Genomic DNA, 24,457 nt, shown 5'->3' on the forward strand with positions numbered 1-24,457 from the left:
TGAGTGAATCTGACTCAAGAGTGCCGCAGGCCGCGACCGGCGTCAAATGACCTGAGTGGGCCAGGCTCAACTCTTATCTCATCCTTACGCTCAAGGACGCGGAACGTGACCACCACCCCGGCCCGAGGTCACGGTCTGTGCCCCATCGGCCCGCAGTCGGGCCGCCTCGGTACGAATGGCGGGCAGGGCCGCGTACAGGGCCTCGCCCGGGCAGTCGGTGTACGAGGTGTCGCGATGCCCGGAGATCACCTCGACATCCACGGCCTCGCCCTCGCCGAAACGGCTGTCGTTGTTGGTGGAGACCAGGCGGGTGCGCTCGCGCGGATCCACGCCGGTGCGCAGCTTCCAGGCGGCGATCCTGGCGATCGCGTCGAGCACCTCCTGGGGCGGCGGCAGCTGATCGTAGGTGCCCAGGACGGCGATCCCCACCGTGTCGCTGTTGAAGCCCTCGGTGTGCGCGCCGTAGGCGTTGCGGTCCAGGCCGCCGGCCCGTCCCTCGTAGATGGTGCCGCACTTGTCGACCATGAAGTTGTAGCCGAGGTCGTCCCAGCCCCGGCGGCTGACGTGGTAGGCGTACATCTCGCGCAGCAGCTCGGGCGCCTCGGCGCAGTCGTAGTCGTCGGGGTGCGCGGTGTGGTGCAGGAAGACGGCCTTGACGGAGCCGGTGTACGTGGTCGGCCCGGAGCGCAGCGACTCGTCCGCGCCCCACTGCCGGCGGGTGATGATCCGGTCCGGCCGGGCGATGGCGTGCTGGGTGACGGCCGGGGCGCCGTCGGGGCGGGTGCCGCGGGCGCCGGCCCCGCCGGCACCGGGGGCGCCGTCCCAGGTGACCAGGAGGGCGAGCGGCAGCACGGCGGCGGCCAGCGCCCAGCGGCGCCGCGGTCCGGCGGCTGCGGTGGTGATGTCGGTCGGCTGCCTCACGCTCACCCCGCCCCTAAGAGATGATCTTGAGCGCGCCGGCCCAGTCGAAGCCGAGCCGGTCCTGGACCGTCATCAGCAGGAACTGGAACCCCTCCAGCTCGCGCGCCCGGCGCAGCGGCCCGACGTCCAGCGGGCGCAGTCCGCCGGAGGAGACGAGTTCGGCGACGGTGGCCTTGGCGCCCTCGTCGTCGCCGGCGAGGAACACGTCCAGCCGCTGGCCTGCCACCTCGCCGGCCATGAGGGTGCTGGCGAAGGTGGTGTTGAAGGCTTTGACGACGGGGACGCCGGGCGCGGCCTCGGCGGCGATCTGCTCGGCGGCGGAGCTGCCGGGCGGGACCACGAGGGAGTCGAAGGTGGCGAAGTCGACGGGGTTGCAGATGTCCACGACCACCGAGCCGGTGAGCGCGGTGCCGTAGTCGGCGACCAGGTCGCGGCCGGCGGGGTGGGGCACGGCGAGCACCACGATGTCGGCGTCCTCGACCCCGATGGCGTCGGAGGACTGTACGTGGCCGGCCGGGGCCGCCTGGCGCAGTTCGTCGGCCAGGGCGCGCGCCTTGTCGGCGGAGTGGTCGATGAGCCGGACGCTGTGCCCGCCGGCCAGGGCGCGGGTGCCGATGCCCCGGGCCATGCTGCCGGCGCCGACGATGGTCACGATCATGGGCATATCGGACCACGGCCCCCGGGGGCGCGCACGTCGGCCGACCCCGCCTCAGCGGGCCCGCAGCCGTTCGGCGAGCACCGCGGCGTGGCTGTGCTCCGGCTCCCTGACCGAGGTCAGCAGGGTGACGGTACGGGTACGGGCCTCGGCGCGCAGCCGTTCGATCTCGTCGGCCCGTTCGGGGGCCTTCAGCTCGGCCAGATAGCGGCGGCGGAACTCCGCGTACGAGCCCTGCGGCCCGTGGAACCAGCGGCGCAGCGCGGTGGAGGGGGTGATGTCCTTGGGCCACGCGTCGACGCGGGCCGCCGCCCTGGTGATGCCGCGCGGCCAGATCCGGTCGATGAGCACCCGGGTGCCGTCCGCTTTGTCCGGTGGGTCGTACACCCTGCGCACCTGGATGTCGGGCCGGGTTGTCATGGCTGTCCTCCAAGATGTTTCCGGGATGGCCGATGAAGTGGGTACCCTCAGACGAAGCCGTTAAGTTACCGCCCAGTAAGACCGACAGGAGCTGACATGCAACTGGCCGCCATCGTTGTCTCGCTGGTGCTCACCGCTGTCGCCGTAGCACTGTTCAGCCGGGCGATCGTGGAGATCGTCCGCTTCCTGCGCCTGGGCCAACCCGTGCCCGAGGGCGCCCGCACCGGCGACCCCGGGGCGCGCACCCTCACCCTGGTCAAGGAATTCCTCGGCCACACCCGGATGAACCGCTGGGGCATCGTCGGCGTCGCCCACTGGCTGGTCGCACTCGGCTTCCTCACCCTGGTCCCCACCCTCCTCCAGGCGTACGGGCAGCTCTTCTCGGCCGACTGGCTGCTCCCGGTGATCGGCGGCTTCACCCCCTTCGAGATGTGGACGGAGTTCTTCGCCGCCGGCACCACCGTCGGCATCCTCGTCCTGATCGCCATCCGGCTGCTGAACCTGCCGTCCAGGGCCGGCCGCAAATCCCGCTTCACCGGCTCGACGGCCTGGCAGGCGTACTTCGTGGAGTACGTCATCCTCACCATCGGCGTGGCCATCCTGCTGCTGCGCGGCCTGGAGGGCGCCCTGCACCACGTGAGCGGCTACCAGGCGGCCTACTTCGTCTCGTACCCGCTGGTCACCCTCTTCGACGGGCTCAGCATCGGCACCCTCCAGAACCTCGTCTACCTGGTCGTCCTCATCAAGATCGGCGTCTCGATGGTGTGGGCCATCACGGTGGCGCTGAACACCTCCATGGGCGTCGCCTGGCACCGCTTCCTGGCCTTCCCCAACATCTGGTTCAAGCGGGAGGCGGACGGCGGTACGGCGCTGGGCGCGCTCCAGCCGATGACCTCCGGCGGCAAGCCGATCGACTTCGAGGACCCCGCGGAGGACGCCCAGTTCGGCGTCTCGCAGATCGAACACTTCTCGTGGAAGGGCCTGCTGGACTTCTCCACCTGCACCGAGTGCGGACGCTGCCAGTCGCAGTGCCCGGCCTGGAACACCGGCAAGCCGCTGTCCCCGAAGCTCCTGGTGATGTCGCTGCGCGACCACGCGCACGCCAAGGCCCCGTACCTGCTGGCGGCCGGCGAGGGCGCGCCGCAGGCCCCGGAGCGCCCGCTGATCGGCACCGAGGCGGAGGGCGGGGTCATCGACCCGGACGTGCTGTGGTCGTGCACCACCTGCGGCGCGTGCGTCGAACAGTGCCCGGTGGACATCGAGCACGTCGACCACATCGTCGACATGCGCCGCTATCAGGTGATGATCGAATCGGCGTTCCCCAGCGAGGCCGGCACGATGCTGAAGAACCTGGAGCGCAAGGGCAACCCGTGGGGCCTCGCCAAGAAGAAGCGCCTGGAGTGGACGAAGGAGGTCGACTTCGAGGTGCCGGTCGTCGGCCAGGACGTGGCGGACCTCACCGAGGTCGACTACCTGTACTGGGTGGGCTGTGCCGGCGCTCTGGAGGACCGCGCCAAGAAGACCACCAAAGCCTTCGCGGAACTCCTCCACACGGCCGGGGTGAAGTTCGCGATCATGGGCGGCGAGGAGACCTGCACCGGCGACTCGGCGCGGCGGCTCGGCAACGAGTTCCTGTACCAGCAGCTCGGGCAGCAGAACGTGGAAACGCTGAACGAGGCGTTCGGCTCCATCCCGGTCAAGCGGATCGTGGCCACCTGCCCGCACTGCTTCAACACCCTCGCCAACGAGTACCCGCAGCTCGGCGGCCGGTACGAGGTCATCCACCACACCCAGCTGCTCCAGCACCTCATCGACACCGGCCGACTGGTGCCGGTCACCCCGGTCGAGGGCCTGATCACGTACCACGACCCCTGCTACCTGGGCCGGCACAACAAGGTGTACACCCCGCCGCGCGAGATCATCGGCCGGGTGCCCGGGCTGCGCAACGAGGAGATGCACCGGCACAAGGAGCGCGGCTTCTGCTGCGGCGCGGGCGGGGCGCGGATGTGGATGGAGGAGCGGATCGGCAAGCGCGTCAACGACGAGCGCGTCGACGAGGCCCTCTCCCTCAACCCGGACATCGTCTCCACCGCCTGCCCCTTCTGCCTCGTGATGCTGACCGACTCGGTCAACGGGAAGAAGGAGAGCGGGGCGGCGAAGGAGAACCTCCAGGTGGTGGACGTGGCGCAGCTGCTGCTGAGCTCGGTGAAAACACCTGAGGCGGCGGCCGAGCCGCACAGCACCGTGGAAGACCCCGTCAGCTGACACGGACCGGGATCGGAAGACCGCCGGAAGAGGGTACGTTCGTACTTGTGCCCGGACAACGAAGGAAGCGCGAGCAAGATCCGCAGCAGCCCTACCCGCAGCCGTACCCCGCCGAGCCGTACTACGACGACGGCTACGGGGCGGCGGCTGCGGACGGCGGCTACGGATACCCGGCGGCGGACCTGACGGAACCGCCGCAGCAGCCCCCCGAGCCCCCGCTCCACTGGAAGGAACTGCTGCCGGCCATCCTCTTCCGGCCCGGCCCGACCTTCTGGCGGATGCGGGACTACCCGGTGTGGGGCCCGGCGCTGATCGTCACCTTCCTGTACGGCTCGGTGGCGGTCTTCGGCCTGGACAAGGCGCGCGAGGACATACTCAACACCACGGTCTCCAACGCGGTGATCTACCTGCTGATCACCGGGGTGGCGATGGTGCTCGGCTCGCTGCTGCTGTCCACCGTCACCCACAACCTGGCCCGGCAGTTCGGCGGCAACGGACTGTGGGCGCCGACCACCGGCCTGGCGATGCTGATCATGGCACTCACCGACGTACCGCGCCTGGTGGTGGCGATCTTCCTCGGCGGGGCCACCCCGGTGGTGCAGATACTGGGCTGGGCGACCTGGCTCTTCGCAGGCGCGCTGTTCACGATGATGGTGGCCCGCTCGCACGAACTCCCGTGGCCGCGCGCCCTGGCGGCGTCGGCGATCCAGCTGCTGTCGCTGCTGATGCTGGTGAAGCTCGGCACGCTGTGACGCTGTAGCCTTCTCGGGTGCTTCTCTCAGACAAGGACATCCGGGCCGAAATCGACGCCGGGCGGGTACGGATCGACCCCTTCGATCCGTCGATGGTGCAGCCCTCCAGCATCGACGTACGCCTCGACCGATTCTTCCGGGTGTTCGAGAACCACCGCTACCCGCACATCGACCCCTCGGTCGAACAGCCGGATCTGACCCGGGTGATCGAACCGGCGGGCGACGAGCCGTTCATCCTGCACCCCGGGGAGTTCGTCCTCGCCTCCACGTACGAGGTGATCACGCTCCCCGAGGATGTGGCCTCCCGGCTGGAGGGCAAGAGCTCACTGGGCCGCCTCGGCCTGCTGACCCACTCGACGGCCGGCTTCATCGACCCGGGGTTCTCGGGCCATGTGACGCTGGAGCTGTCGAACGTGGCCACGCTCCCGATCAAACTCTGGCCCGGCATGAAGATCGGCCAGCTGTGCATGTTCCGGCTGACCTCGCCGGCCGAACACCCCTACGGATCGAGCGGGGTCGGCTCCCGCTACCAGAACCAGCGCGGGCCGACCCCGTCCCGGTCATACCTGAACTTCCACCGCACCCAGGTCTGATACCCGCACGGCACTGCGCAACCGGGCGCACCGCGGACACCTCAGCAACCGCGCGGGACCGATCCGGTCACTGCGCAACTGCTGCAAGGGAAAACGCGGGGTGGCAAACACATGCCCCTCGGCACAACGGACAACGGTGACCTGCAAAACAGACCCCTCCAGACGCCGACAACGCCGCCACCCTAGGCGATGCCCCCGACACCCGTCCCCAGCCACTCCCGGGATACGCTAAACTGGTTCCAGCTCCCGGCGGGCGTAGTTTAATGGTAGAACATGAGCTTCCCAAGCTCAGAGCGCGAGTTCGATTCTCGTCGCCCGCTCTTGCAACGAAGGCCCAGGTCAGGGACACACTCCCCGAACTGGGCCTTCGTCGTGTTCGAATCTGTCAGGAGCCGCGTGCCAGATTCGTGCCAGATGCTTGCTTCCCGGCAGCCGTGTTCCGCCTCTTCCGTACGGCTGCGTCGATCTTCGCCGCCACTTCGCGCTGCCGCTCAACGTCGGAGTGCTGGTAGACCATGGCGGCCTTCTCCGAGGACTGCCCGGCGCGAACCATCGTGTCCTTGAGGGTCGCCCCGCTGCGGGTCGAGACGTTGTGGCCGGTGTGCCGGGTGTCGTAGTACCGGAAGCCCTTCGGGAGCCCGGCGACGGCCAGGGCCCGGCGCCACTTCCGCCCGAAGGTGGACCGCCGGAAAGGCGCACCACGCTCCCCCACGAACAACAGCCCGTCCGGCCCCTTCTGCGCGTACCAGTCGAGATGCCGCCGAAGGTCCTTCTCCAGGAACGCAGGCAACACGATGAACCGCTTCCCCGCCTTCGACTTCGGGTCACCAAGCACCCGCCGGCCGGTGGTCAGCTCCGGGGCGGCCCGCCGCACCCACACACCGAGCAGCGGCTCATCCCCCGGCTCCTCTTCCGGCCCGAACAGCTCCTCTGCTTCCTCGGCGGTCATGGCCACGTCCGAGCGCCGCAGTTCCGCCAGTTCCTCAGGACGCATCGGCCCGTACGTGCCCAGGAGGACGAACAGCCGCCAGCGCGGCCCCATGGCATCCGCCATGGCGTCGATCTGAGCGACGGTGGCGGTCGGCCGCTCCGCCGGCTTCTCCGCCCCGGCACCCTTGATCCGGCACGGGTTCCTGCGGATCAACTCGTCATCGGTGGCTGTCTCCAGGATGGCCTTCAGTAGCCGATACGACTTGGCAACGGTCGTTGCCCCGGTGGCCTTCTTGCGCTCCGTACGCCAGGCACGGACCTTCGGTGCGGTGATCTGGTCCAGATCCGTTTCGCCGAAAGTCGGCAAGAGGTGCAACCGCAGCAGCCGCCGGTACAGTTCTTCCGTCGTGGGGGAGATTTCCCTCTCCTCCACCCACTCAGCGGCGTACGTACCGAAGCTCACGGCCCCGGCGTCCGGGTCGCGCCAATCACCGCCCCGTACTTCGGTCTGCTTCTCAGCAAGCCAATCGTCCGCTTCCGTCTTGCTCTCGAACGTACGGTCAGCGGGGCGCATCACTCCATCCGGCCCTGGATAACGCGCTTGAAAGCGGCCCGATGGGAGCTTCCGGATGGCGCCGAAAGTACGTCGCTTCCCCTTCTTGTTCGCCATCTCAGGCCACCCGCCCGAACCGCGTCCGCCGCCGCTGGACGGGACGCACGGTGTTGGCTTCCAGGTAGGCGCCCAAGGCGCTCTCGGGGATACGCACATGCCTCCCAAGCTTCACGAACGTAATACGGCGCTCAGCAATGAGGCGGCGAGGAAAGCGCTCCGTCGTTCCGAGACGCGCTGCTACCTCGCTTACGGACAGATAGCGGTCAGGCGCGGCGGCCGGTGCTTTGGGTGTGGTGCTCACGGTCTCTCCCAGCAGGCGAAGGCGGGGGCGGTTCAGATGTCAGAGGGCGGCCACAGTCGCCGGTGGACCATGCCTTAAGGACAGAAAGAGGCCACCTCGCCGCGACGCGGGTGGCCTCTTCCGGGCACGGTCGGCAGACAGGGCGGCCGGTGAATGTCTTAGGTTCCGGAATCTGCGTCCCCCTGCGGTCCTGCGGCCCGGGACGCGCTCTGAGCTGCGGAAACCGGGGGGACGCAGGGGGGACGCAGGACCACAGGAAGGGGGACGCAGAACGCCCGCTGTGGTCCACAGGGGGACGCACGGGGGGACGCAGAGCGCGAGTCTGCGTCCCCCCCTCGAAAGCCCAGCTCAGGGGCCCTTTCAGAGGCCGTGTCCCGCAGGGGGACGCAGGGTTCCCCTTCTTAGGACAGAGAGAGCTTCAAAGAGAACTACAGGCGGCCGTTAGCTTGCTGGTGATCTCGATGAACCGGGAGCGTCCGGGGTCTTCCTGTCGGGAGCGACGGCCCCATTCGACGATGACGCCCCGCGCTGCCAGCGTCGGTTGCAGGCGCTTGAGCCGGTCGGAGAGCACCTTGCCGGTGGTCGGCCAGCCCTTCGGCACGGGGCGGTAGGCGCTGTCCTCGCTGCTGCCGGAGTAGAGCCGGGTGAAGACGTCGAGCCAGGCCGTCGACGACTGCTGAGCCGGGGCGGTGCCCATGGTGGCGGCGTACTGGAGAACAGTCTGTGCCAACACGTCGCCTTCGATCACGTCATCGGTGAGGTCATCCAGGCTGGCCCGGTAGGCGTTCACCGCCCCCAGGTGGTGGACCTGGTCGAACTGGCTGCACAGGTGGGCGAAGTCCGCCATCCGCAGATCGGTCGGCGTCTCCACCTGCTGCGTCCGGGCCTCAGCCGCCAGGTCGAGAACGCCACCGAGGATCGCGGGCAGCGCATCGGCGAAGTCAGCCCACAAATCAGCTTCCGGCCGCCGCCGCTCGGGCCGCTCAAGCTTGAGATGCAGGAGGCGTTCACCAAGGTCCGGGCGGATGACGCCGACGTCGATACCGGTCAGCAGTAGCGGCCGGCGGTAGCGGGAGCGGTGCACATCCCCGTCGGTGTACAGCGCGCGCTTGAGGGTTTCGGCGCCGGTCACGATGCAGCACATCAGGTCGGACATGTCCGCCGACAGATGGCTCAGGTTGTCGAGCGGGGTGATCCACCCCGCCGCCACGGCCGTGATCAGGCCGTCCTCGTCCTTCGGGGCACGCCGCAGGTCCGCGCTCATGCCCTCGATCACGCGGGTGAGCATCCGGGCCGACGTGCTCTTCCCCGCCCCTTGCGGGCCGGTGAGGAACGGGGCGGGCACCGGCACCGTGGGGTCAAGGCACCCCAGCAGCCACGCCACCGCCAGTGCGGAGGATTCGGCGTCGGAGAAGTTGCACAGCCCCCACAGCCGATCGATACCGGCAAGGCCGTGACCGGACTCGGGGATCGGCAGCTCTCCGGTGAGCTGGGTCCGCCGCCACACCACCTCATCGACCTTCGGTGTGCGGACTTCCCAGCCGCCCGGGGCGATCCGGACTGACCGACCGTCATCCCGCCCCAGATCGAGCCACGTCACACCCGGGGTCGCCGAACACCGGGCGACGCGAAGACTGACTTCCCGCAGCTCACCGCGCAGGGTCAGGGCCTCGATCAGGTCGAGCGCTTCCTTCATCGCCGTGCCGGAGAACACCCCCAGCCCTTCGTGGAACATGTCGAGCATCAGCTCCTGGCGGTGGCTTCCGGCGACGCCCTGACTCTTCATCGGCCGGGCGACCGGGTGCCCGGCCCGCTGGGCATAGGGGGTGCCGTCCGGGGTGCGGAAGTACTCGAAGTGCTCCAGCGCGTACTTCGCGATCAGCTCGCGCGCCGACTGCTTGTCATCCGGCTCGCTCACGCCGCCGCCACCTCCACCCCAGCCGTGGCGAACCCACGGGCGACCGCGCGGGCCGCGTAGTCCTGCGGGACACCGACGGAGACGGCGGCGCCGATGATGTCCGCGCCGATGCCCTCCAGGTCGCACGGCCCCGGGCAACCACGGTGCTGGGCACCGAGGAACCGCGCCACGCCGTACGCCTGAGACCCGGCACCGGACTCGGTGCGCGAGCGGACCAGGGACAGGCCCTTGTCCAGGCCGTGACGCACGTACCGGGCGGTGTGACGGCAACCCGTGGCCACCGTCCGATCCCACCGGGCCGAACCCACCACCACCGGCCCGATCGCGGCGGTGCCCTCCTTCACCGGCAGCGCGCGAACGGCGGCCGGAAGAACGGCGAGGGTGCCGGTGCCGGGCCCCAGCCACCGGGCATACGCACCCCAGGACTTGATGTCCACGCCGGGCCGCACCGCGTTGTGGGACCGCATCACACCCCGGTAGATCCAGTGCTCGCCCCGGGTCGTGGGCACCGTGACCGTGGGCGGCAGGGTGGACTGGGCCCAGGCGACCGCCGCCGGGTTGTCCAGGTCCACCACGGTGACGCCCGCGCCGCCGGGGTGGTAGGCGAGCGCGGCGGCCTGCTGCCAGGCACGGACCCATGGACGGGAGCTGAGGACGGCGGGGTCGGTGGCGGCGGCGGCCCAGCCGTGGCAGGGGTGCGGGCAGACGCAGGGCCCGGCGGTCAGCATGTTCGGCCGGCCGCCGCAGCGCGGGATGCGGCGGCTGTCGTTGCGGCAGTCGTCGCAGTTGCCGAGCGGGAGCTTCCCGGCTCGCAGGGGCAGGACCGGCAGTCCGTGCGCGGCGCGGTCGAGTGCCACGCGGTGCAGCGCGGGCAGAGTGTCAGGTGTCATGCTGTAGTGCTCCGTTCTCTGAGCGGGGCGGGTAGAAGCCGGGGCGGCGGGGGTTCATTGGTGTGGAACTCGCCGCCCTTGGCGTTCTCGGAGTCGGAATCTGTCCGGCTCTCCTCACCGCCGGGAGGGTCCGGCGGATCGGGCAGCCGTCAGCGGCGGCGGGCGACGCGCGCGGCGTGCACGCGGGCGCGGCGGGCCTGGACGGGCAGGAACGCGACGTCTTCCATCGCCGTTCGCAGTTCAGCGTCCTGGGGGTGGGGGTGGCCGGTGTGCTGGGTGTAGTCGGCCAGCAGTGTCATGAGCAGGGTGTGGAGTCGGGCGATGCGGGGGTCGGCCAGCGGGTCGGCCGACACCTCAACAAACGGAGGGTGCTCCGCCCACAGGGTGCTTTCGATCGGGTCGCCAGTGCCGCGTTCCCACCGGCCGGTGCCGGGGTCCTGGACTGCCGGGTACAGACGGTGCAGCCAGCGGCCGGGGGTCTTCTCGTGGCGGGTCTCGCCGCTGTGTGCCCAGTGGCGGCCAGCCGGGTCACGGTAGATGCGGCCACGGTAGGTGGTGTCGATCATCGCGAGCTTCCTCCCGGGGGATGTCAGCGGATGTTGAGGTTGCGTGCCTTGACGCGGGCGCCCCGGTGCACGTGGATTTCCGTGGTCGGTCCCGGGGTGGAGCTGTCAGCGGCGGTCATGCCGGGGCGGGGCATGCGGGCGACAACGGCGGCCAGCGCGAGTGCGGCGAGACCGGCGGTGCCGAGTCCGGCGAACGCGGAGAGGACCTGTCCGAGTCCCCATCCGGCCGCCCCGATCCCGATGCCGCCGGCGGCGAGGACCTGAGCGCGGGGGTCGATGCCCGCCCCGAACCCACCCCGGGCCGGGGGCTGCGGTGCGGGTGCGGGCGGGTCGAAGTAGTCGGCGGGCAGGATCGAGCGGGGCACGGCGACGAAACCGTTTCCGGGGCCGGGCACCCACACCATCGGCTCACTCGCCGGGGCCGGTTCGAGGGGTCCGGGGGTGATGGTGGTGGGGGTGAGCGCGGTAGTGGTGTCGGGCAGGCGATCCATGACGTTCCTCACTGTGCGTGTCGGGGAGGGAGGCAAGGGGTGCCCGGGGACGCGGTTTCCAGGGGCTTGGGGGCGGTCCCTGGGGGCGCCTCCCTGCCTCGCTTGCAGGTCATCGCCGCTGATCAGGCTGGGGAGGTAGGGCGAGGGAGGCAGTTGGGGAGTTCTCCCCGCCTCCCTCGCCGCCTCCCTTCACTCACTGTCACTTTCGGCGGTGTCGTCGCGCCGGTTGGCGATGGCGTCGCGGACGCGAGCGCGGGCCACGACCATGACGCCGCCGCTCTTGTAGGGGGCGGCCCCGGCCTCGCTCAGGAGGTGGGTCAGGTCGGACGCGGTCCACTCGCGGTACTCGCGCGGGTTGCGTTCGGCGAGCCGCTGCCGCACCTCGTCCGTGCGCATCCGGTCGGCGTCACCGAGCACGGCGGCGATGTCGGCAAGGTGATCGACGGGGGTGTCGTCCGCCGCGCTGGTGGCGGTGGTGACGTCCCCGCGGCTTGCCTTGGCCCGCTCGGCGATCTCGTTCGCGGCGGCGTCATCGACGTAGTGCGTCCGCACGGTGATGCTGCTCTGTCCGGCCGGGACCTTGATGCCGTCCCCGGCGACCACGACGGTGCCCTTGTCGAGTCCCTGCCGCAGCAGATGCGGGGCGGCCCCGCCGTCGATCGCCTTGTCCCCCAGCGCCATCCGGCCCTGAGACTCCGTGCCCAGAACCAGCGAGGCGCGGATGTGCGCGCCCTCCCGCACGAGCTTGGGGAGGTTGTCGTTGGTGGGGTCCTGCGTCCCCTGCCACAGCGTCACGGACACCGCCCGGCCCTGGTTGTGGATCTTCCGCACGGCGTTGAAGTACCGGCTGTTCGCCTTGGTCCCGCCGTAGGGCCGCTTGTCCTTCCCGATGGCCGGGCACATGAACGCGACCTGCGCTTCGTCCACGATGCCGACCAGCGGGGGGAAGACCGTGCCGCGCGGGGCGAGAAGGCGCCGTTCCATCTCGGCAACGAGACCTTCCACCATCTCGGTGGCCTCGATCACGTGCTCATCGGTCGGGCCCTCGATCAGCACCGTGGCCAAGCCGTCGAACATGCCCCAGTCGCCGATGCCCTTCAGGTCAGCGAGCCGGAATTCAACGGTGGGGTCGAGCGCGAGCCACAGCGCCAGCGCCCGCAGTGAAGCGGTCTTGCCCTGGTTCGACAGACCCGTGATGAGAAGGTGCCGCTGGAACAGGCTGATCGCGGCGGCATCACCGCGAAGGTCCTGTCCCCACGGGGCCCGGCCACTCTTGTAGTCGGCGCCGGTGTCGGGGTCGGTGACCAGCGGGGACGGGCCGATCGGCTCATCCAGCGCGCCCGAGTCGGCAATCCACAGCCGCACCGTGCGGGCGGCCGGGGGAATGGTGATGAACACCTCGTGCTCATGCCTGCTGAGGTTCTCGGCGAGCTTCTTCCGGCGCTTCTGCACCTCATCCGTGGACACACCGGACGGCAACGTCACATCGACTTCGACGCCGCACCCGGCGATCACGATCGGGCCGAGCATCTGCGCGCCAGCGTCGCCCATCCGCTTGATGGCCGTCCGAAGCGGCGCGATCCCCAGATCCCGCAGCGCGGTGACCACGATGCTCGGGGTGATCGGCGCCCCCGCATCGGTCCCGACCGCGCGCTGTGCGGCGGGCATGGCCCACGTCGGGGCGGTCTGCGCGTGCCGCCCGACCGCCCACAGCCCGGCGACGGCGAGCCACGGTGCGGCGGTCGTGGCCGGGCCCCACACCATGGCGATGAAGTCCGCAGCCCAGCGGATGCCCTCGATCAGGCCGATCGTGGGGGTGAGGACATCCGCCCACGACCCGGTGGACCACGCCAGCGCACCCCCCAGCGCCAGCAGCACACCGGCGCCGGTCGCGGCACCGGCGACGGCGCCCCGGGCGATCTTCTGCGGGGCGGTCAGCAGATCCATGCGCCGCTGATGCCGGGCGGCCCGCCATGCACGGCCGCGCTCCTCCCACTCCCGCGCGACATCGTGCAGACCAGCGGCTTCAGCGGCCTGCATCATCCGCTCGTACCGGGCGGCGGTGCGGGCCGACCACGCCCGCCGGGCCACCACGCGGGTGCCACCGGCGATGTAGAGGCTGTGCCGCACGGCCAAACGCCCTGCGGTGCGGGCGTGTTCACCCGTGACAGCCTTCCGCAGCGCGCGCCCGGCCTTAAGTACCCGCCGCTTCTTACGCGGCCCCACAGCGGCCGGTACGGCGGCGGGCGCGTTGGGGTGGAGGGGAACGACCGGCGCCAGCGTCTCGGTCTTGCGGGTCTTGGCCAGGGACACCGGGGCGGGCCGGGTGGCGAGTTTGGGCGGGCGGACGGTGCCGTTCACAGATACGTCGGTCATGCTGGGGGCTCTCCTGTCTCACCAGATGGGTCAGGGGCCCCGGGGACAGCCGCGATGCTGCCAGGCGGGCAGCCGTCCCCGGGGGCGAAATCATCCGCGCGGCTCGGCCCGCTCCACCCGCTTCAGCCGGTTCTCGGCGTCCTTGCGGGCCTTCTTCGCGTCGGACTTCTCGGCGCGGGACGCGCACCGCTCAGCCGTCCGCGTCACGGCCGCCGCGTTCTTCGCTTCCTCCAGCTCCACCAGCCAGGCGGCGTACTGGCGGGCGTAGCGCTCCTCACCGCGCGCGTTGATGGCGTCGATGCGGTTCAGGTGCTTGTCACTGCCGCTGTTGCCGGCCATCAGGTCCTTGGCGAGCGCGGTGATCCGGGCGGTCTTCTCACCAGCGGTGAACAGGCGGGGGGTAGACACGATGTGTCCTTTCGTCGGCCGTGCGGCCGGGTCACAGGGGGAACGGTTAGAGGTCGAACAGCCCGGACTGGGCCGGGTCCGGCGCCGACGCGGCGGCCTTGCGGGCGGCGCGTCGGGCTTGGTCGAGACAGCCGGAGCACCAGGCGGCCAGTTCCCCGCGCGGCAGGCGGGCGGCAGTGATGCCGGTGGTGGCCGGGTCGGCGGGGGCGGCGGTCAGCCGGACCGGTGCGCGGTGCTTACTGGCGTACTTGCCGTGCTCGTGCGTGCAGCGCCCGTCGCCCTTCTTGTGGGGCTGGCCGCACGCGCCCCGGCACTGGCAGCGCCAGCCGGCGGCCCGCATCACCGCACTCCACAGCGATGCGCAGACGATCGGCTCGTTCACGCGGCTACCTCCCGGCCCGCCGTGGCGGTGAGGTACTGGCGGGCGATCCACAGGGCGTAGGCCGGGGGGATCGCTTCGCGCAGTCCGTCGCGGTTGGCCCAGGGCATGCCCATGTCGGTGCGGGCGTCGGCGACGCCGGGGAAGTTCCCGACGTACTGCCGGAACTCCCCCGGCCGTGCGGGGCGGCCCATCTTGGCCAGCGGCGCCGTGTGCCGGGGATGCAGTGGCTGTCCGAGCGGGAACGATGCCTCGAACAGGCGGTGGCGGTAGGTCTTGAGGCCGAACGCGGCCCCGCACAGCACCACCGGATCGTGCATGTGGCCGCGGGCGCCCTCCACGTTCTCGATGACCCGCGGCACCCCGATCGCCTCCAGCGCATCCCGCACCGGGCCGATCAGCTCCGGGTGCATGTTGCCCTGAAGCTGCTGGGTGACGCTGTATCCCTGGCATGGCGGCGAGGCGTGGACGAACGCCACCTCGGAGCGGATCCAGTCCGCGTTCTCCCGCAGGAACACCAGCGCATCCGCCTGGTGGAAGGCGTCGCCGACGTAACGCGGCTGCGGGGAGATATCCACCCCCACCACGCGGTAGCCGGCGAGCTGATACCCCCGGGTGGCGCCGCCCTGGCAGCAGAACAGATCCAGCACCGTCCCTCGCCTCACGACACGACCCCCGCCCGGTCGGCCTTGAGGGCGTCCCGCAGGCGGCGGGCGTTCTCGGCGGACGTGCGGACCGCGAGCCGGATGCTGTTGGCGGTCAGTCGGCTGTCGTCCCAGTCGGCCGTAGCGGTCCGGGCTTCGGTGAGGAGTTCGTCCCACGTCCGCTTGCGGTTGGTTGTGCGGGCGGCCGGGGGGACCGGCGCGCTCACCCGGGCCGGGCGGGGGGAGTCGGCCGCCGCGACCGCCGGTCGGGGCGCCCGGTCGGGGGCGACCGGCGCGGGTTCGGGGTCGGAGTCGGGCACGACTTCCGGGGCGGCCGGGGCCGACTCGGCAGCGGTCTCGGACCGCTGTTCGGGCAGGTCAGAGGGCGACCGCTTTACGGTGTCCCGTGTGGATTCCTCCGCATTCACCAGAGCGGGGGTGGGATCTTCCACCACGACCGGCCCGGTCGGTGCAGTCGGGGCGCCACCGAACATGTCGGCCAACGCGGCGTCGGCACCGGACTGGAGTCGGGTCCGCTGAATGGTGAGCAGTCCACCGGCGAGAGTCGGGTCACCGTGCCCGACCTTCCGGGCCAACCGCCACGACCGGCGCTCGGAAGACTTCCGCTTCCCCTCATCGGGGTGGGAGGTGGCGCGGGCGCGGTGGTAGGCCAGCTCCCGGACCAGTTCGGCGGCGCGGGCGTCGGCTTCGACATCCCGCCCGCCGTTCTGGTGCACCACGATCCGCCGTGCGAGGAAGGCCATGCCTTCAGCGGCCACGGTCATGCCCATCGGGGTGACGGCGTAGATGACGCCCTGGCCGATGTCGTCGGCGGCGGTGACGGCCATCGCGGACGCGGCGGCAGGAAGAAGCCACAGCCCGATCCGGACGACGGCGGGTGAGGACTGTCCCAGCATGGTCAGCCCCAGCAGCACCAGCGCGAGCACCGCCGTGGCGCCTTCACCGGCCGCGACAGCGCCGACCGCCGTTCCCTGCCCGTACTCGGCAGCGATGTTCGTGTAGGTGCCGATCCCGCCAGCGATACCGGTGCCGAGCATCGGCACGAACGCCAGCGTCAGAACGGCCTTCTGTGCCTTGCTGAGCGACCGGCCGGCGGTCGGGGTGTCCTGCGTCTGTGTGTCGTTCACAGGGCACCGCCGATCAGGGTCAGTGCGGCGATGACCAGCAGCGCGCCGCCGGTGCGGATGGCGTCAACGGCCCGCTGAAGCGCGCGGTGCTTGGCCACCGCGATCCGGGACAGCACCGCGATCGCGTGGTGGCGGCGGTCCTCGGTCAGCGACTCCCGCACCTGGTCACCGGTCAGACCGGCCCAGTACGGGAAGGACGCGCGGTCGTTGCCTCCCAGTCGCGGGCGGATGACCGACAGCAGCATCACGGCGGCCACCACCAGCGCGGCGGCGCCGGTGCCGGCGGCGATCGCGCCGACCAGCGGCAGCGTCACCGCAGAACCGGCGGCCCCGATCGCGGCGAGCGAGCCGGTCACCACCGCCATCAGCAGACCGGCCTTGGTGTCCGTGCGGGCGATCTGCGACTGAACCTCAGACAGGGCACCGTTCAGCGCGGTGTCGGCGGCGGGGGTCAGGTCCGGGTTCGTGGTCACGACGCCACCGCCGTCCGGCCCCGGCGGGCGGTGGCGATCTGGCGGATGTGCTCCTCGATGGCCAGCGCCGTCAGGATGGCGACCGGCGTGGCCAGCTCGGGGGCATCGGCCAAGATGTCGTCGGCCGCGTCCATACGCGCGGCCCGCGCCTCGGCGGACTCCTCAGCGCTGCCGAGCCACAGCTCGGCCGGCGTACCAAGCGCCAGCTCCAGGAAGTCACTGTTGTCCAGCACCTCATGGGTGCCGATGAAAGAACGCATGTCAAAGCCCTCCAAAGGGCGGGTAGAGCCGGGCGGCGGGGGTTCAGTGGTGTGGAACCCGCCGCACCGGCGGCATGAAAGCGGGAACGGGCTGTCCGGCTCCCCTCGACCCCGCCCGGCGCGAGTCCGGGCGGGGGAGGCAACCGCCAGCGGCTGATGAGACTTGGTTGTGCAGGGTGCGTCCCCTTCGGGAGCGTGCTCCCGTTCGTAGGCGTGGAACGCGTCGACCTTTCGGTCTCGCCATCCGGCTGCCAAGGGTTCCGGTGCCCTCACCCCGAAGGGCGCTTGGTCGGAAGCAGCCCAAAGAAGGCCCCTCCGATGTCCCACTTCGCTTGCGCTCAGTGCGATGGAAACAACATACGCAGCCTGGCTAGGCAGGTCAACCAGGTAAGGAAGGATGACCGGGATGACCTTCATGGGAATCATGGGGAGGTTGGCTACCATGGGAACCATGAGCCTTGACCCAGATGACACGCGTCCCGCCTTTCAGCAGGTCAGCAGCGCATTGCGGGCCGAAATCCGCACCGGCAAGTACGGGCCCGGTGACCAGCTCCCCTCGGGGCCGGACATGGTTCGTCGCTATGGGGTCGCCAAGGCGACCGTTGCCAAGGCGTTGGATCAGCTCCGCGACGAAGGACTGATCGTGACGCGCAAGGGCAAGGGGTCGTTCGTCCGGCAGCGGACAGAGCGGCCGATCGGGCTTCGCCCGCACCTGGAAGCGGCGTTCGAAGAGCAGCAGGTGACCATCGACTTCGCCGGGTTCTCCAGCGAGACGCTTCACAGCGCCATCCAGGAACCGCTCGACAAGGTACGGTCCGGCCGCCTCACCCCGCAGTCCATCACCGTGCGGTTGCTGCTGCCGGACAGCACAGCGCCCATGGCGGTTCCGGTGCTGGTGGACGGATTGCGTGACGACAGCGCTCTGCGGCAGCGGGCCGGGCACCTCGCGGTGACGCATGCCGGCGGCATCAAGCACTCCGTGGAAGTGCTTGCCGACCTGGGGCTGGTGCAGTCAGCCAACGTGGAGACGCGGTTCTACCGGGCGTCGGCATTGTTCAAGCTGTACATCGTGAACGGCTCCGAAGCATTCTTCGGCTTCTACCCCCTGCGCCAGCGGACCATGGAAGTCGCCGATGAGCCGAAGACGTTCTTCGACATCACGGGTAAGGACACGACGCTCTTCCACCACTCAGCCGGGGCCGATGAGATGTCGCTCGGATCTCAGTACGTTCAGCAGTCCCAGCGCTGGTTTGACAGTGTGTGGGGCAGCATCGCCTTTGAGCGGTCGGCATGAGCGACAAGGCGCGGCAGCTGACTGCCGCCCTCCATGGAGTGAGATACGTGCTGGCCGACTTCGACGGGCCGTTCTGCGCGGTCTTCGCTGGGCTGCACGCTGATGAGGTGGCGGCCCGGCTGGTTGAGCGGCTTTCGGCTTCAGGGCACAAGGTGCGGGAAGGTTGGCGCGATGAGAGCGACCCCTTCGCCCTGCTGCACCGCCTCGACCAGGAGGCACCGGAACTGGTGGCAGACGCCGACGCGATCCTGGTGGAGCTGGAGATCGAGGCAGCTCAGCTTGCCCGCCCCAACGCGGATATGGCACCGATGCTTGATGCCTGCACTCGCACGGGGCGATCGGTGATCGTGGTCAGCAATAACGCCGGGTCCGCCATTAATGCCTACCTGGACAAGCACGGGCTGACCAATCGCATTGACGGCGTGATCGGCCGGGCCCCAGGTGATCCGTCCTCCATGAAGCCGAGCCCGCAGCTGCTGCTGGATGCGATGGGCTCCGCGGCGCCGGCGTCCTGCGTGTTCCTCGGTGACTCGGTCCGGGACGTGGAGGCAGGGCATGCAGCGGGCGTACCGACCATCGGCTACGCCAACAAGCCGGGAAAAGACAGAAGGCTTAGCGATGCCGGGGCCCTCGTGGTAGTCCCGTCGATCGCAGACATCACCGCCGCTCTGGAGTGACCGGCCGCACCACGTGCGCACCACCTAGCGCGGTCAGTCACGGTGAATCGCTGTCAGAAGCCACGTCTACCTAGGCCCTGATCCAATGCACCGGTGCAGCTCAGGGATCGGGTGGGCGGCGCTGCCTCAGGATTCCCAAGCCCAGAGGTCGAGCTCGATTCACGTCGCCAGCCCTTCAAGCAAAGGACCAGGTCACGGACATAGTCCAGGACCTGGGCCTTCGTCGTGTTCGAATCCGCTAAAGCTTGGGCACCAGATTCGCGCCAAGAGCACAACCCCGCGCCGCCCGAACGGAAGTCGGCGCCGACGGCAACCGCCCTCTGCTGCTCAACCTCGGGGCACCTTCAGCGAGGCTTGCTGATGAGCAGAGGGGGCGGGGACACTCACGATGGGCCGGCTGGAACGCCAACCGGCAAAGCTGCCATCACGGGAGCGTACGCCCTGAAGGTCGCCATGGAAGAGGACCGCTGCCTCCGGTCGGCGTGCCGGTGGATCGGCCAGGTAAGCGTTGACGTGGCTCAGTGTGCGCAAGTCAGCGCTGAGGTTTTCGTACCACACCAAGCCGCGGACGTTGCAGTCCCTGCAGAGCAGCCCTCTCACACATTTGCCGCACGAAGTTGATCCCGGACAGCAGGCGTGGTCGTGATCGATGTGCCACCAGGACGGCCCTTCCATCGAGCCGTCGCCACCAAGGCATCCGCACAGCGGACAGGTGTCGTCCTGGACTCTGAGGATCGCATTGACCTGGGCACGTGTCAGGCCATGGCGCTGCGCCTGACGCACAGCGTTACGGCACTGTGGGCACCTTCGGCCCTTGGGTCCGGCATCGATCCGCCACATGTTGTCTAAGCACAGCTCGCACGGCTCGCCCAGGGTGCTGAGCCATTCCTCCATCTCTTCGTCAGTCCACTCCACAGGAGCAGGCTAGACGCAGCCACTGACACCCGTCAGAGCGCAGAGTTCACGCCATGCGGCAGATGCTCGGTGCGCTCCAGCCGAAGGACTGGAGCACCGCCGGATCCGGGAGTCCTCAAGGCGCAATCAGGGCAAAATCTTCAATTTATTTCAGAGCCTCAGAATAAAAATCCTGCGGTGGACTCTTGTGTCTGAACTGGAGAATCCCTCGGGATGGCTACCCAATCTCCTGGCCCCAGCACAAATCCGTGCACTTTAGCGGCAGCGCGGTCATCGACCCACGTTCCGCACAGCAATTGAATTCCCCGCCCTGCAGCCTTCTTCTTCATAGCGCGAGCCCGACGCATAGGATCTTGGGCACCTGCGCAGACCGTGAGCATGACACTTCTATTGATAAGCACCCTTGGCAGGTAAGAGAACAGCTTCAGCAGCCGCACTTCTTGCCCCCTGCCATCTTCAAATACCTGATGCGCCTGATCTTCAGTGAGCAAAGTTAGAGGATTTAGAGGAAGCCGAGTCCAGTCGTAAAGGGGAACGCCCCACTGATTTAGTGCATCAACAGCAATCCCACGTTTTCCGTCATTGTTTCCCTTTCCTCGATATAGCCATGAAGTGTGCGCTCGAATCAGCCAACTGCGGTGCTCGTTACCCTTGACGCGCATCTTCGTGCAGATACAAAGATGGCAATTAGCCTCCTTCGGGATTGCCCAATTATCTCCAACTGTGCTCTTCAGGTCTACCGGAATACCAGCCAGGTTGATGTCAAGTGGCTTGGCCTTCTTCCATTTGAAGACCCGCTGCGCTTCGTATTCCAGCTTTGCCCCGACAGAGGCCCGCTCTCCCGGATGAACATCCTTCGAGAGAAGGCTGTAGCGCCCGGTACGCGAACCATCAAGAACGTAGTCTATGGAAGACCGAATGGCTGCAGTAAAACCATTCGCTAGATCATGCTTCCTGAGCTCACCAAGAACGCTTTGAAGCTCAGAGTCTTCCCCCGGGCCCCTTAGAACCCTATTTTCGGAACGGCAATCCTTGTTCAGGCACATCTCACCCAACGGCTGCAGCTTCAGTCTCCCCATGACTGAACCATCCTTCAGAAGTCGCTTAACGCTCGGTCGGCACTCTCGTCATAGGAAATGATAGATACCGTCAACAGAGCAGGATGGATGGGGGTGTTGGATGTCAAGACCCACGACCCGGATCGATCACAGCCGGTCGGCTGACCGGACTGGCGGCCTGGGGCAGCAGAGCCACACCCGGACCACTGGTGCCTTCCTCCGGCCTGCGTTGATCTGCCGCATCGTCCCGGCTCACTGATAGGCCCCTGCACGGCCCCAAGTTGGTGCACGTGCTTGCAGCCAGTACTTGTCAGTGGCAGCGCGTAGCCTGCTGGTATGAAGCGAGGAGCAATCTCACGAGAGTCTGTGCTGAAGGCCATCGCAGAGCACGATGCGATGGGACGGGAAACCTTCCTCTCCACATACGGATTCGAGAAGGCAAGGTCCTACATTCTCGTGCACGAGGATGGTGAATATGACTCGAAAGCCATCGCAGGCGTTGCTCACAAGTGGGACCAAGGAGAGGTCCTCCACGCAGGTAATTTCAGCGGCGGAAAGGAACACGCTGCCGCCTGGCTCAAGCGTCTAGGATTTCAGGTCAAGGCGGTCAAGAATCCCGACTGGGCAAGGGACGAGATCATTCTGGCCTGTGATCTCGTCATGAAGAACGCGTGGCGCGGACTGGATTCCAGCGATCCCCGGGTTGTGGAATTGTCTAGTCTGCTCCAACTGCTTCCACTGCACGCTGAAGCAGATCGCAATGAGAAGTTCCGCAACCCTAATGGTGTGGCTCGCAAGACATTCGACATCGCCACACGCCACCCGGACTATGAGGGCAAGGCAACGAACGGCGGCGCCAAGGACGTAGAGGTCCTACATGAATTTCTGGACCGGCCGGACCAGATGATCGAGGCTGCCCGTCTGATCCGTCTCGGACTCGAATCAGGCCAACTTCAAGCCCTGCCAGCTTCGGAGGAAGAGGAGATTGAGGAAGACTACGAGGCGCCAGAGGGCCGCCTGCTGATGCGCCAGCACAGGGCGCGAGAGCGCAACCGCGGCTTGAGGAAGAAAAAGATTCAGTCTGTCCTGCAGCGCGGCGGCACGCTGGCCTGCGAGGCATGCGGTTTCGATTTCGAAATGTTCTACGGAGACAGAGGGGCCGGGTATGTCGAGTGTCACCATGTCGTTCCCCTGCATGAAGCCGGCGAGGGAACGACGAAGCTAGGCGATCTCGCCCTCATCTGCGCGAACTGCCATCGCATGATCCACCGGAAAGCTCCCTGGCCCACGCCCGGTGAATTGCGTAACTTCATTGAGGAACGGCGCGTGCAGGGTGGCGGTCCACTGCAGATCATCCGACAGGTAGCTGGATCTGAGCAGACCACGACTTGAAGACGGGTCAGCGCAGTACAGCCATAACAGCCTATGAGGCCACCCCATGTAGACAACAGAGCATCCTCAGCAAGACGCACCGGCTTCGCGCCCGTCGTTCGGCCCGGGGGCAACGCATGCCAGATGCGTGCCAGATCATGAGGGGATGAGCGGTCAACACCGGTCAGACGACGGGCCTGCTGAACGTCGAGGAGTGTCGATTTCAGCAGGTCAGGCCGCGTTGTGACTCTGGTAAGCGTGTTGATTCCCAAGCTCAGAGCGCGAGTTCGATTCTCGTCGCCCGCTCTTGCAACGAAGGCCCAGGTCACGGACACCGTCCAGGACCTGGGCCTTCGTCGTGTTCGAGGTTGTCGAGGCTTCCGCACCGCCTTCGCCCGGCCGGTCCGGGTGGGTTGATACACAGCTGAGCGGTTGCCGGGCCGCGCCCGATACGCGGGGGTGATCTCCCGGCGAACCGCTGGGTCCAGGCTCGTTCGAGGCCGGACGGGTCAGCCGACCGCTGTCCCCCCGCCGGCCGCAGACGAAAGGGGACTCCTTCATGCACATGTCGCTGGGCCGCAAGGCGGCCGCCGTCCTGACGACGGGGGTCGCGCTCACCGCCGTCCTCGTGGCCCCGCTGCCGGCGCAGGCCGTCGTGGGTGGCAGCGAGTCCACCGAGGCGTACGCGTTCATGGGCTCGTTCCAGCCGTCCCACCCGGCCTCGCCGCACCCGGACGGACACGGCTGTGGAGTAACGGTCCTCGCCCCGCACTGGGTTCTGACCGCCAGTCACTGCGCCGGCCGGAACCCGGCCGGGGCGAAGAACGGTGTTCCGCGTGGCTGGCAGGTCCGCGTCGGATCGCTGGACACCGGCTCCGGCGGAGAGGTCACCGAGGTCGACCACTACTACCGGCTGGCGACCCACCGCGACGAAGGGGTTCTGGGGCCGCGACCTCGCGCTGCTGCACCTGAGCACCCCGGTGGCGGCGGAGCCGGTGGGCATCGCCGCCGGCACGCCGCCGGACAACTCGCCCGTACGCATCATGGGCTGGGGCATGACCTGCGACGACACCGACGACGCGGCGTGCTTCACCACCCGGCTGCGGGAGGCCGACACCGTGGTGCAGCCGCTCGCGTCGTGTCCCTCGGCCGAGCCGCGCGGAGAGTTGTGCGTCGGCAGCCCCGACGGCAGCGTCGCCGCGTCGAACATGGACTCCGGTGGGCCCGCGCTGATCCGCGAGGGCGACCGGTGGGCCGTGGCCGGTGTGGTCAGTGGCCCCGACGAGACCGGCAAGACGCTGTACACCGATGTCACCCGGCACGCCGACTGGATCAACGGCATCATCACGGGTGCCGACGTACCCCCGGATGATCTGATCCCGGACCTGGCGGGCACGGCCGACCTGGGCGGCTGCGTGGGCTCGGTGGTCCGCACCACCGCCTCCCGGCCGCAGGACCCGGCGCTGTTGCTGACCAACGGCCACTGCGTACAAGGACAGTGGCCCGCGCCCGGAACCGCGGACGTCGACCGGCCGGCCGACCGCGAGGTGTCCATCGCCGACCGCGAGGGGTACGTCCAGACCACCGCCCGTGCCAACCGGCTGGTCTACGCGACCATGACCGGAACCGACATCGCGCTCTACCGCCTGGACAAGAGCTACGCGCAGCTGACGGCCGAAGGCGCGAAAATCTTCCGGCTCACCTCCGACCCCGTGCGCGCGAGTGACCCGCTGACCGTGGCGTCCGCCGGCAGCCGCCACTCCTGCACCGCCGAAGCCATCACCCCGCGGCTGCGGGAGGGCGATTACCTGATGACCAACTCGATCCGGTACGCCGCCGGCGAAGACTGCGCCCCCTGGCACGGCGATTCCGGTTCGGCGCTGCTGGCCCCTGACGGCACCACGGTCGTGGGAATCCACAACACCCACAACAACGGCGGCGAGCCGTGCACCGACAACAACCCCTGCGAAGTGGGCCGGGACGGGGACGTGACCACCGTGGAGGGCCGTGGCTACGGCCAGCAGGTGCACATGATCGCGGGCTGTCTGACCAAGGGATCCGGGCTGGACCTGCCCCGCCGGGGCTGTGCCCTCACCACCTGACACCTGACCCGGCGAATTCGGCCGGGCGGCATCCCCT

The 24,457-nt window shown here is 68.7% G+C and carries 25 protein-coding genes, 1 tRNA gene and 2 pseudogenes; 9 read left to right on the forward strand and 19 right to left on the reverse strand.

Annotated features, from left to right (window positions below; translation table 11 throughout):
- Positions 1–90: 90 nt before the first annotated feature.
- From AC5WRL_RS23370 to AC5WRL_RS23380, 3 genes are read right to left on the reverse strand one after another with little or no spacing between them, the layout of a single operon-like run.
- Positions 91–921: a peptidoglycan recognition protein family protein gene (locus tag AC5WRL_RS23370; RefSeq protein WP_496090610.1), complete on the reverse strand. Its 831-nt coding sequence runs from the start codon at positions 919–921 to the stop codon at positions 91–93.
- Positions 922–934: 13 nt separating this feature from the next.
- On the reverse strand, positions 935–1,579 hold the full coding sequence (locus AC5WRL_RS23375) for an NADPH-dependent F420 reductase (RefSeq protein WP_496090611.1): 645 nt from the start codon (positions 1,577–1,579) through the stop codon (positions 935–937).
- Positions 1,580–1,630: 51 nt separating this feature from the next.
- A complete protein-coding gene (locus AC5WRL_RS23380) occupies positions 1,631–1,996 on the reverse strand; it encodes a DUF488 domain-containing protein (RefSeq protein WP_496090612.1) in 366 nt (121 codons plus the stop codon).
- A gap of 96 nt (positions 1,997–2,092) precedes the next feature.
- Between AC5WRL_RS23380 and AC5WRL_RS23385 the strand changes: the two genes are divergently transcribed.
- From AC5WRL_RS23385 to dcd, 3 genes and pseudogenes are all read left to right on the forward strand, one after another.
- Positions 2,093–4,261 carry a (Fe-S)-binding protein gene (locus AC5WRL_RS23385; RefSeq protein ID WP_496090613.1) on the forward strand — a complete coding sequence of 723 codons (2,169 nt, stop codon included), beginning with the start codon at positions 2,093–2,095 and terminating at the stop codon, positions 4,259–4,261.
- Between the two features lie 89 nt (positions 4,262–4,350).
- Positions 4,351–5,013, forward strand: a pseudogene (locus AC5WRL_RS23390) (Yip1 family protein); the annotation flags it as partial.
- A 17-nt stretch (positions 5,014–5,030) separates the two neighbouring features.
- Entirely contained in the window at positions 5,031–5,606 is a 576-nt protein-coding gene (gene dcd / locus AC5WRL_RS23395; RefSeq protein ID WP_496090614.1) for a dCTP deaminase, read from the forward strand.
- On the opposite strand, the gene AC5WRL_RS23400 is transcribed toward dcd, so the two are convergent.
- Positions 5,574–5,753: a hypothetical protein gene (locus AC5WRL_RS23400; protein WP_496090615.1), complete on the reverse strand. Its 180-nt coding sequence runs from the start codon at positions 5,751–5,753 to the stop codon at positions 5,574–5,576. The genes dcd and AC5WRL_RS23400 overlap by 33 nt on opposite strands.
- A gap of 102 nt (positions 5,754–5,855) precedes the next feature.
- On the opposite strand from AC5WRL_RS23400, the gene AC5WRL_RS23405 reads away from it, so the two are divergent.
- Positions 5,856–5,926: transfer RNA gene (locus AC5WRL_RS23405), tRNA-Gly, on the forward strand.
- Positions 5,927–5,991: 65 nt separating this feature from the next.
- Here AC5WRL_RS23405 and AC5WRL_RS23410 read toward each other — a convergent pair.
- The 13 genes from AC5WRL_RS23410 to AC5WRL_RS23470 all read right to left on the reverse strand — a co-directional run bounded on the left by AC5WRL_RS23410 (position 5,992) and on the right by AC5WRL_RS23470 (position 17,003).
- A complete protein-coding gene (locus tag AC5WRL_RS23410) occupies positions 5,992–7,206 on the reverse strand; it encodes a tyrosine-type recombinase/integrase (RefSeq protein WP_496090616.1) in 1,215 nt (404 codons plus the stop codon).
- A 1-nt stretch (position 7,207) separates the two neighbouring features.
- A complete protein-coding gene (locus tag AC5WRL_RS23415; protein WP_496090726.1) occupies positions 7,208–7,405 on the reverse strand; it encodes an excisionase family DNA-binding protein in 198 nt (65 codons plus the stop codon).
- A gap of 463 nt (positions 7,406–7,868) precedes the next feature.
- Entirely contained in the window at positions 7,869–9,368 is a 1,500-nt protein-coding gene (locus AC5WRL_RS23420; protein WP_496090617.1) for an AICE element replication initiation protein, read from the reverse strand.
- A complete protein-coding gene (locus AC5WRL_RS23425) occupies positions 9,365–10,258 on the reverse strand; it encodes a bifunctional DNA primase/polymerase (RefSeq protein ID WP_496090618.1) in 894 nt (297 codons plus the stop codon). Before AC5WRL_RS23425 ends, AC5WRL_RS23420 begins: the two co-directional genes overlap by 4 nt.
- 149 nt (positions 10,259–10,407) lie before the next feature.
- Complete coding sequence (locus tag AC5WRL_RS23430) at positions 10,408–10,824, reverse strand: hypothetical protein (protein ID WP_496090619.1); 417 nt, start codon at positions 10,822–10,824, stop codon at positions 10,408–10,410.
- A 23-nt stretch (positions 10,825–10,847) separates the two neighbouring features.
- The gene (locus AC5WRL_RS23435; protein WP_496090620.1) at positions 10,848–11,315 is read right to left on the reverse strand and encodes a hypothetical protein; all 468 of its coding nucleotides are present in this window, start codon (positions 11,313–11,315) and stop codon (positions 10,848–10,850) included.
- Between the two features lie 189 nt (positions 11,316–11,504).
- The gene (locus tag AC5WRL_RS23440; protein WP_496090621.1) at positions 11,505–13,691 is read right to left on the reverse strand and encodes an FtsK/SpoIIIE domain-containing protein; all 2,187 of its coding nucleotides are present in this window, start codon (positions 13,689–13,691) and stop codon (positions 11,505–11,507) included.
- A 90-nt stretch (positions 13,692–13,781) separates the two neighbouring features.
- The gene (locus AC5WRL_RS23445; RefSeq protein ID WP_496090622.1) at positions 13,782–14,099 is read right to left on the reverse strand and encodes a hypothetical protein; all 318 of its coding nucleotides are present in this window, start codon (positions 14,097–14,099) and stop codon (positions 13,782–13,784) included.
- Between the two features lie 46 nt (positions 14,100–14,145).
- Positions 14,146–14,481 (reverse strand): hypothetical protein, encoded by a 336-nt coding sequence (locus tag AC5WRL_RS23450; RefSeq protein ID WP_496090623.1) that lies wholly within the window; start codon positions 14,479–14,481, stop codon positions 14,146–14,148.
- Complete coding sequence (locus AC5WRL_RS23455; RefSeq protein ID WP_496090624.1) at positions 14,478–15,143, reverse strand: DNA cytosine methyltransferase; 666 nt, start codon at positions 15,141–15,143, stop codon at positions 14,478–14,480. The genes AC5WRL_RS23450 and AC5WRL_RS23455 overlap by 4 nt, the downstream gene beginning before the upstream one ends.
- Positions 15,140–16,270, reverse strand: coding sequence for a conjugal transfer protein (locus AC5WRL_RS23460; RefSeq protein WP_496090625.1), 1,131 nt, complete (start codon positions 16,268–16,270; stop codon positions 15,140–15,142). The genes AC5WRL_RS23455 and AC5WRL_RS23460 overlap by 4 nt, the downstream gene beginning before the upstream one ends.
- On the reverse strand, positions 16,267–16,743 hold the full coding sequence (locus tag AC5WRL_RS23465) for a Pycsar system effector family protein (RefSeq protein WP_496090626.1): 477 nt from the start codon (positions 16,741–16,743) through the stop codon (positions 16,267–16,269). Before AC5WRL_RS23465 ends, AC5WRL_RS23460 begins: the two co-directional genes overlap by 4 nt.
- Positions 16,740–17,003 carry a hypothetical protein gene (locus AC5WRL_RS23470; protein ID WP_496090627.1) on the reverse strand — a complete coding sequence of 88 codons (264 nt, stop codon included), beginning with the start codon at positions 17,001–17,003 and terminating at the stop codon, positions 16,740–16,742. Before AC5WRL_RS23470 ends, AC5WRL_RS23465 begins: the two co-directional genes overlap by 4 nt.
- Positions 17,004–17,454: 451 nt before the next feature.
- On the opposite strand from AC5WRL_RS23470, the gene AC5WRL_RS23475 reads away from it, so the two are divergent.
- Entirely contained in the window at positions 17,455–18,297 is an 843-nt protein-coding gene (locus AC5WRL_RS23475; protein ID WP_496090628.1) for a GntR family transcriptional regulator, read from the forward strand.
- Positions 18,294–18,974, forward strand: coding sequence for an HAD family hydrolase (locus tag AC5WRL_RS23480; protein ID WP_496090629.1), 681 nt, complete (start codon positions 18,294–18,296; stop codon positions 18,972–18,974). The genes AC5WRL_RS23475 and AC5WRL_RS23480 overlap by 4 nt, the downstream gene beginning before the upstream one ends.
- 327 nt (positions 18,975–19,301) lie before the next feature.
- On the opposite strand, the gene AC5WRL_RS23485 is transcribed toward AC5WRL_RS23480, so the two are convergent.
- Positions 19,302–19,868: an endonuclease domain-containing protein gene (locus tag AC5WRL_RS23485; protein ID WP_496090727.1), complete on the reverse strand. Its 567-nt coding sequence runs from the start codon at positions 19,866–19,868 to the stop codon at positions 19,302–19,304.
- Positions 19,869–20,047: 179 nt separating this feature from the next.
- Positions 20,048–20,968, reverse strand: coding sequence for a NaeI family type II restriction endonuclease (locus AC5WRL_RS23490; protein WP_496090630.1), 921 nt, complete (start codon positions 20,966–20,968; stop codon positions 20,048–20,050).
- Positions 20,969–21,283: 315 nt separating this feature from the next.
- On the opposite strand from AC5WRL_RS23490, the gene AC5WRL_RS23495 reads away from it, so the two are divergent.
- The 3 genes and pseudogenes from AC5WRL_RS23495 (at position 21,284) to AC5WRL_RS23505 (ending at position 24,420) form a co-directional block, all read left to right on the forward strand.
- Positions 21,284–22,339: an HNH endonuclease gene (locus AC5WRL_RS23495; protein WP_496090631.1), complete on the forward strand. Its 1,056-nt coding sequence runs from the start codon at positions 21,284–21,286 to the stop codon at positions 22,337–22,339.
- A gap of 670 nt (positions 22,340–23,009) precedes the next feature.
- Positions 23,010–23,138 (forward strand): annotated as a pseudogene (locus AC5WRL_RS23500) (trypsin-like serine protease); the annotation flags it as partial.
- A 16-nt stretch (positions 23,139–23,154) separates the two neighbouring features.
- Positions 23,155–24,420 (forward strand): trypsin-like serine protease, encoded by a 1,266-nt coding sequence (locus AC5WRL_RS23505; RefSeq protein ID WP_496090632.1) that lies wholly within the window; start codon positions 23,155–23,157, stop codon positions 24,418–24,420.
- The last annotated feature ends 37 nt before the right edge of the window (positions 24,421–24,457 follow it).

This window comes from Streptomyces sp. NTD107 (genome assembly GCF_059510435.1).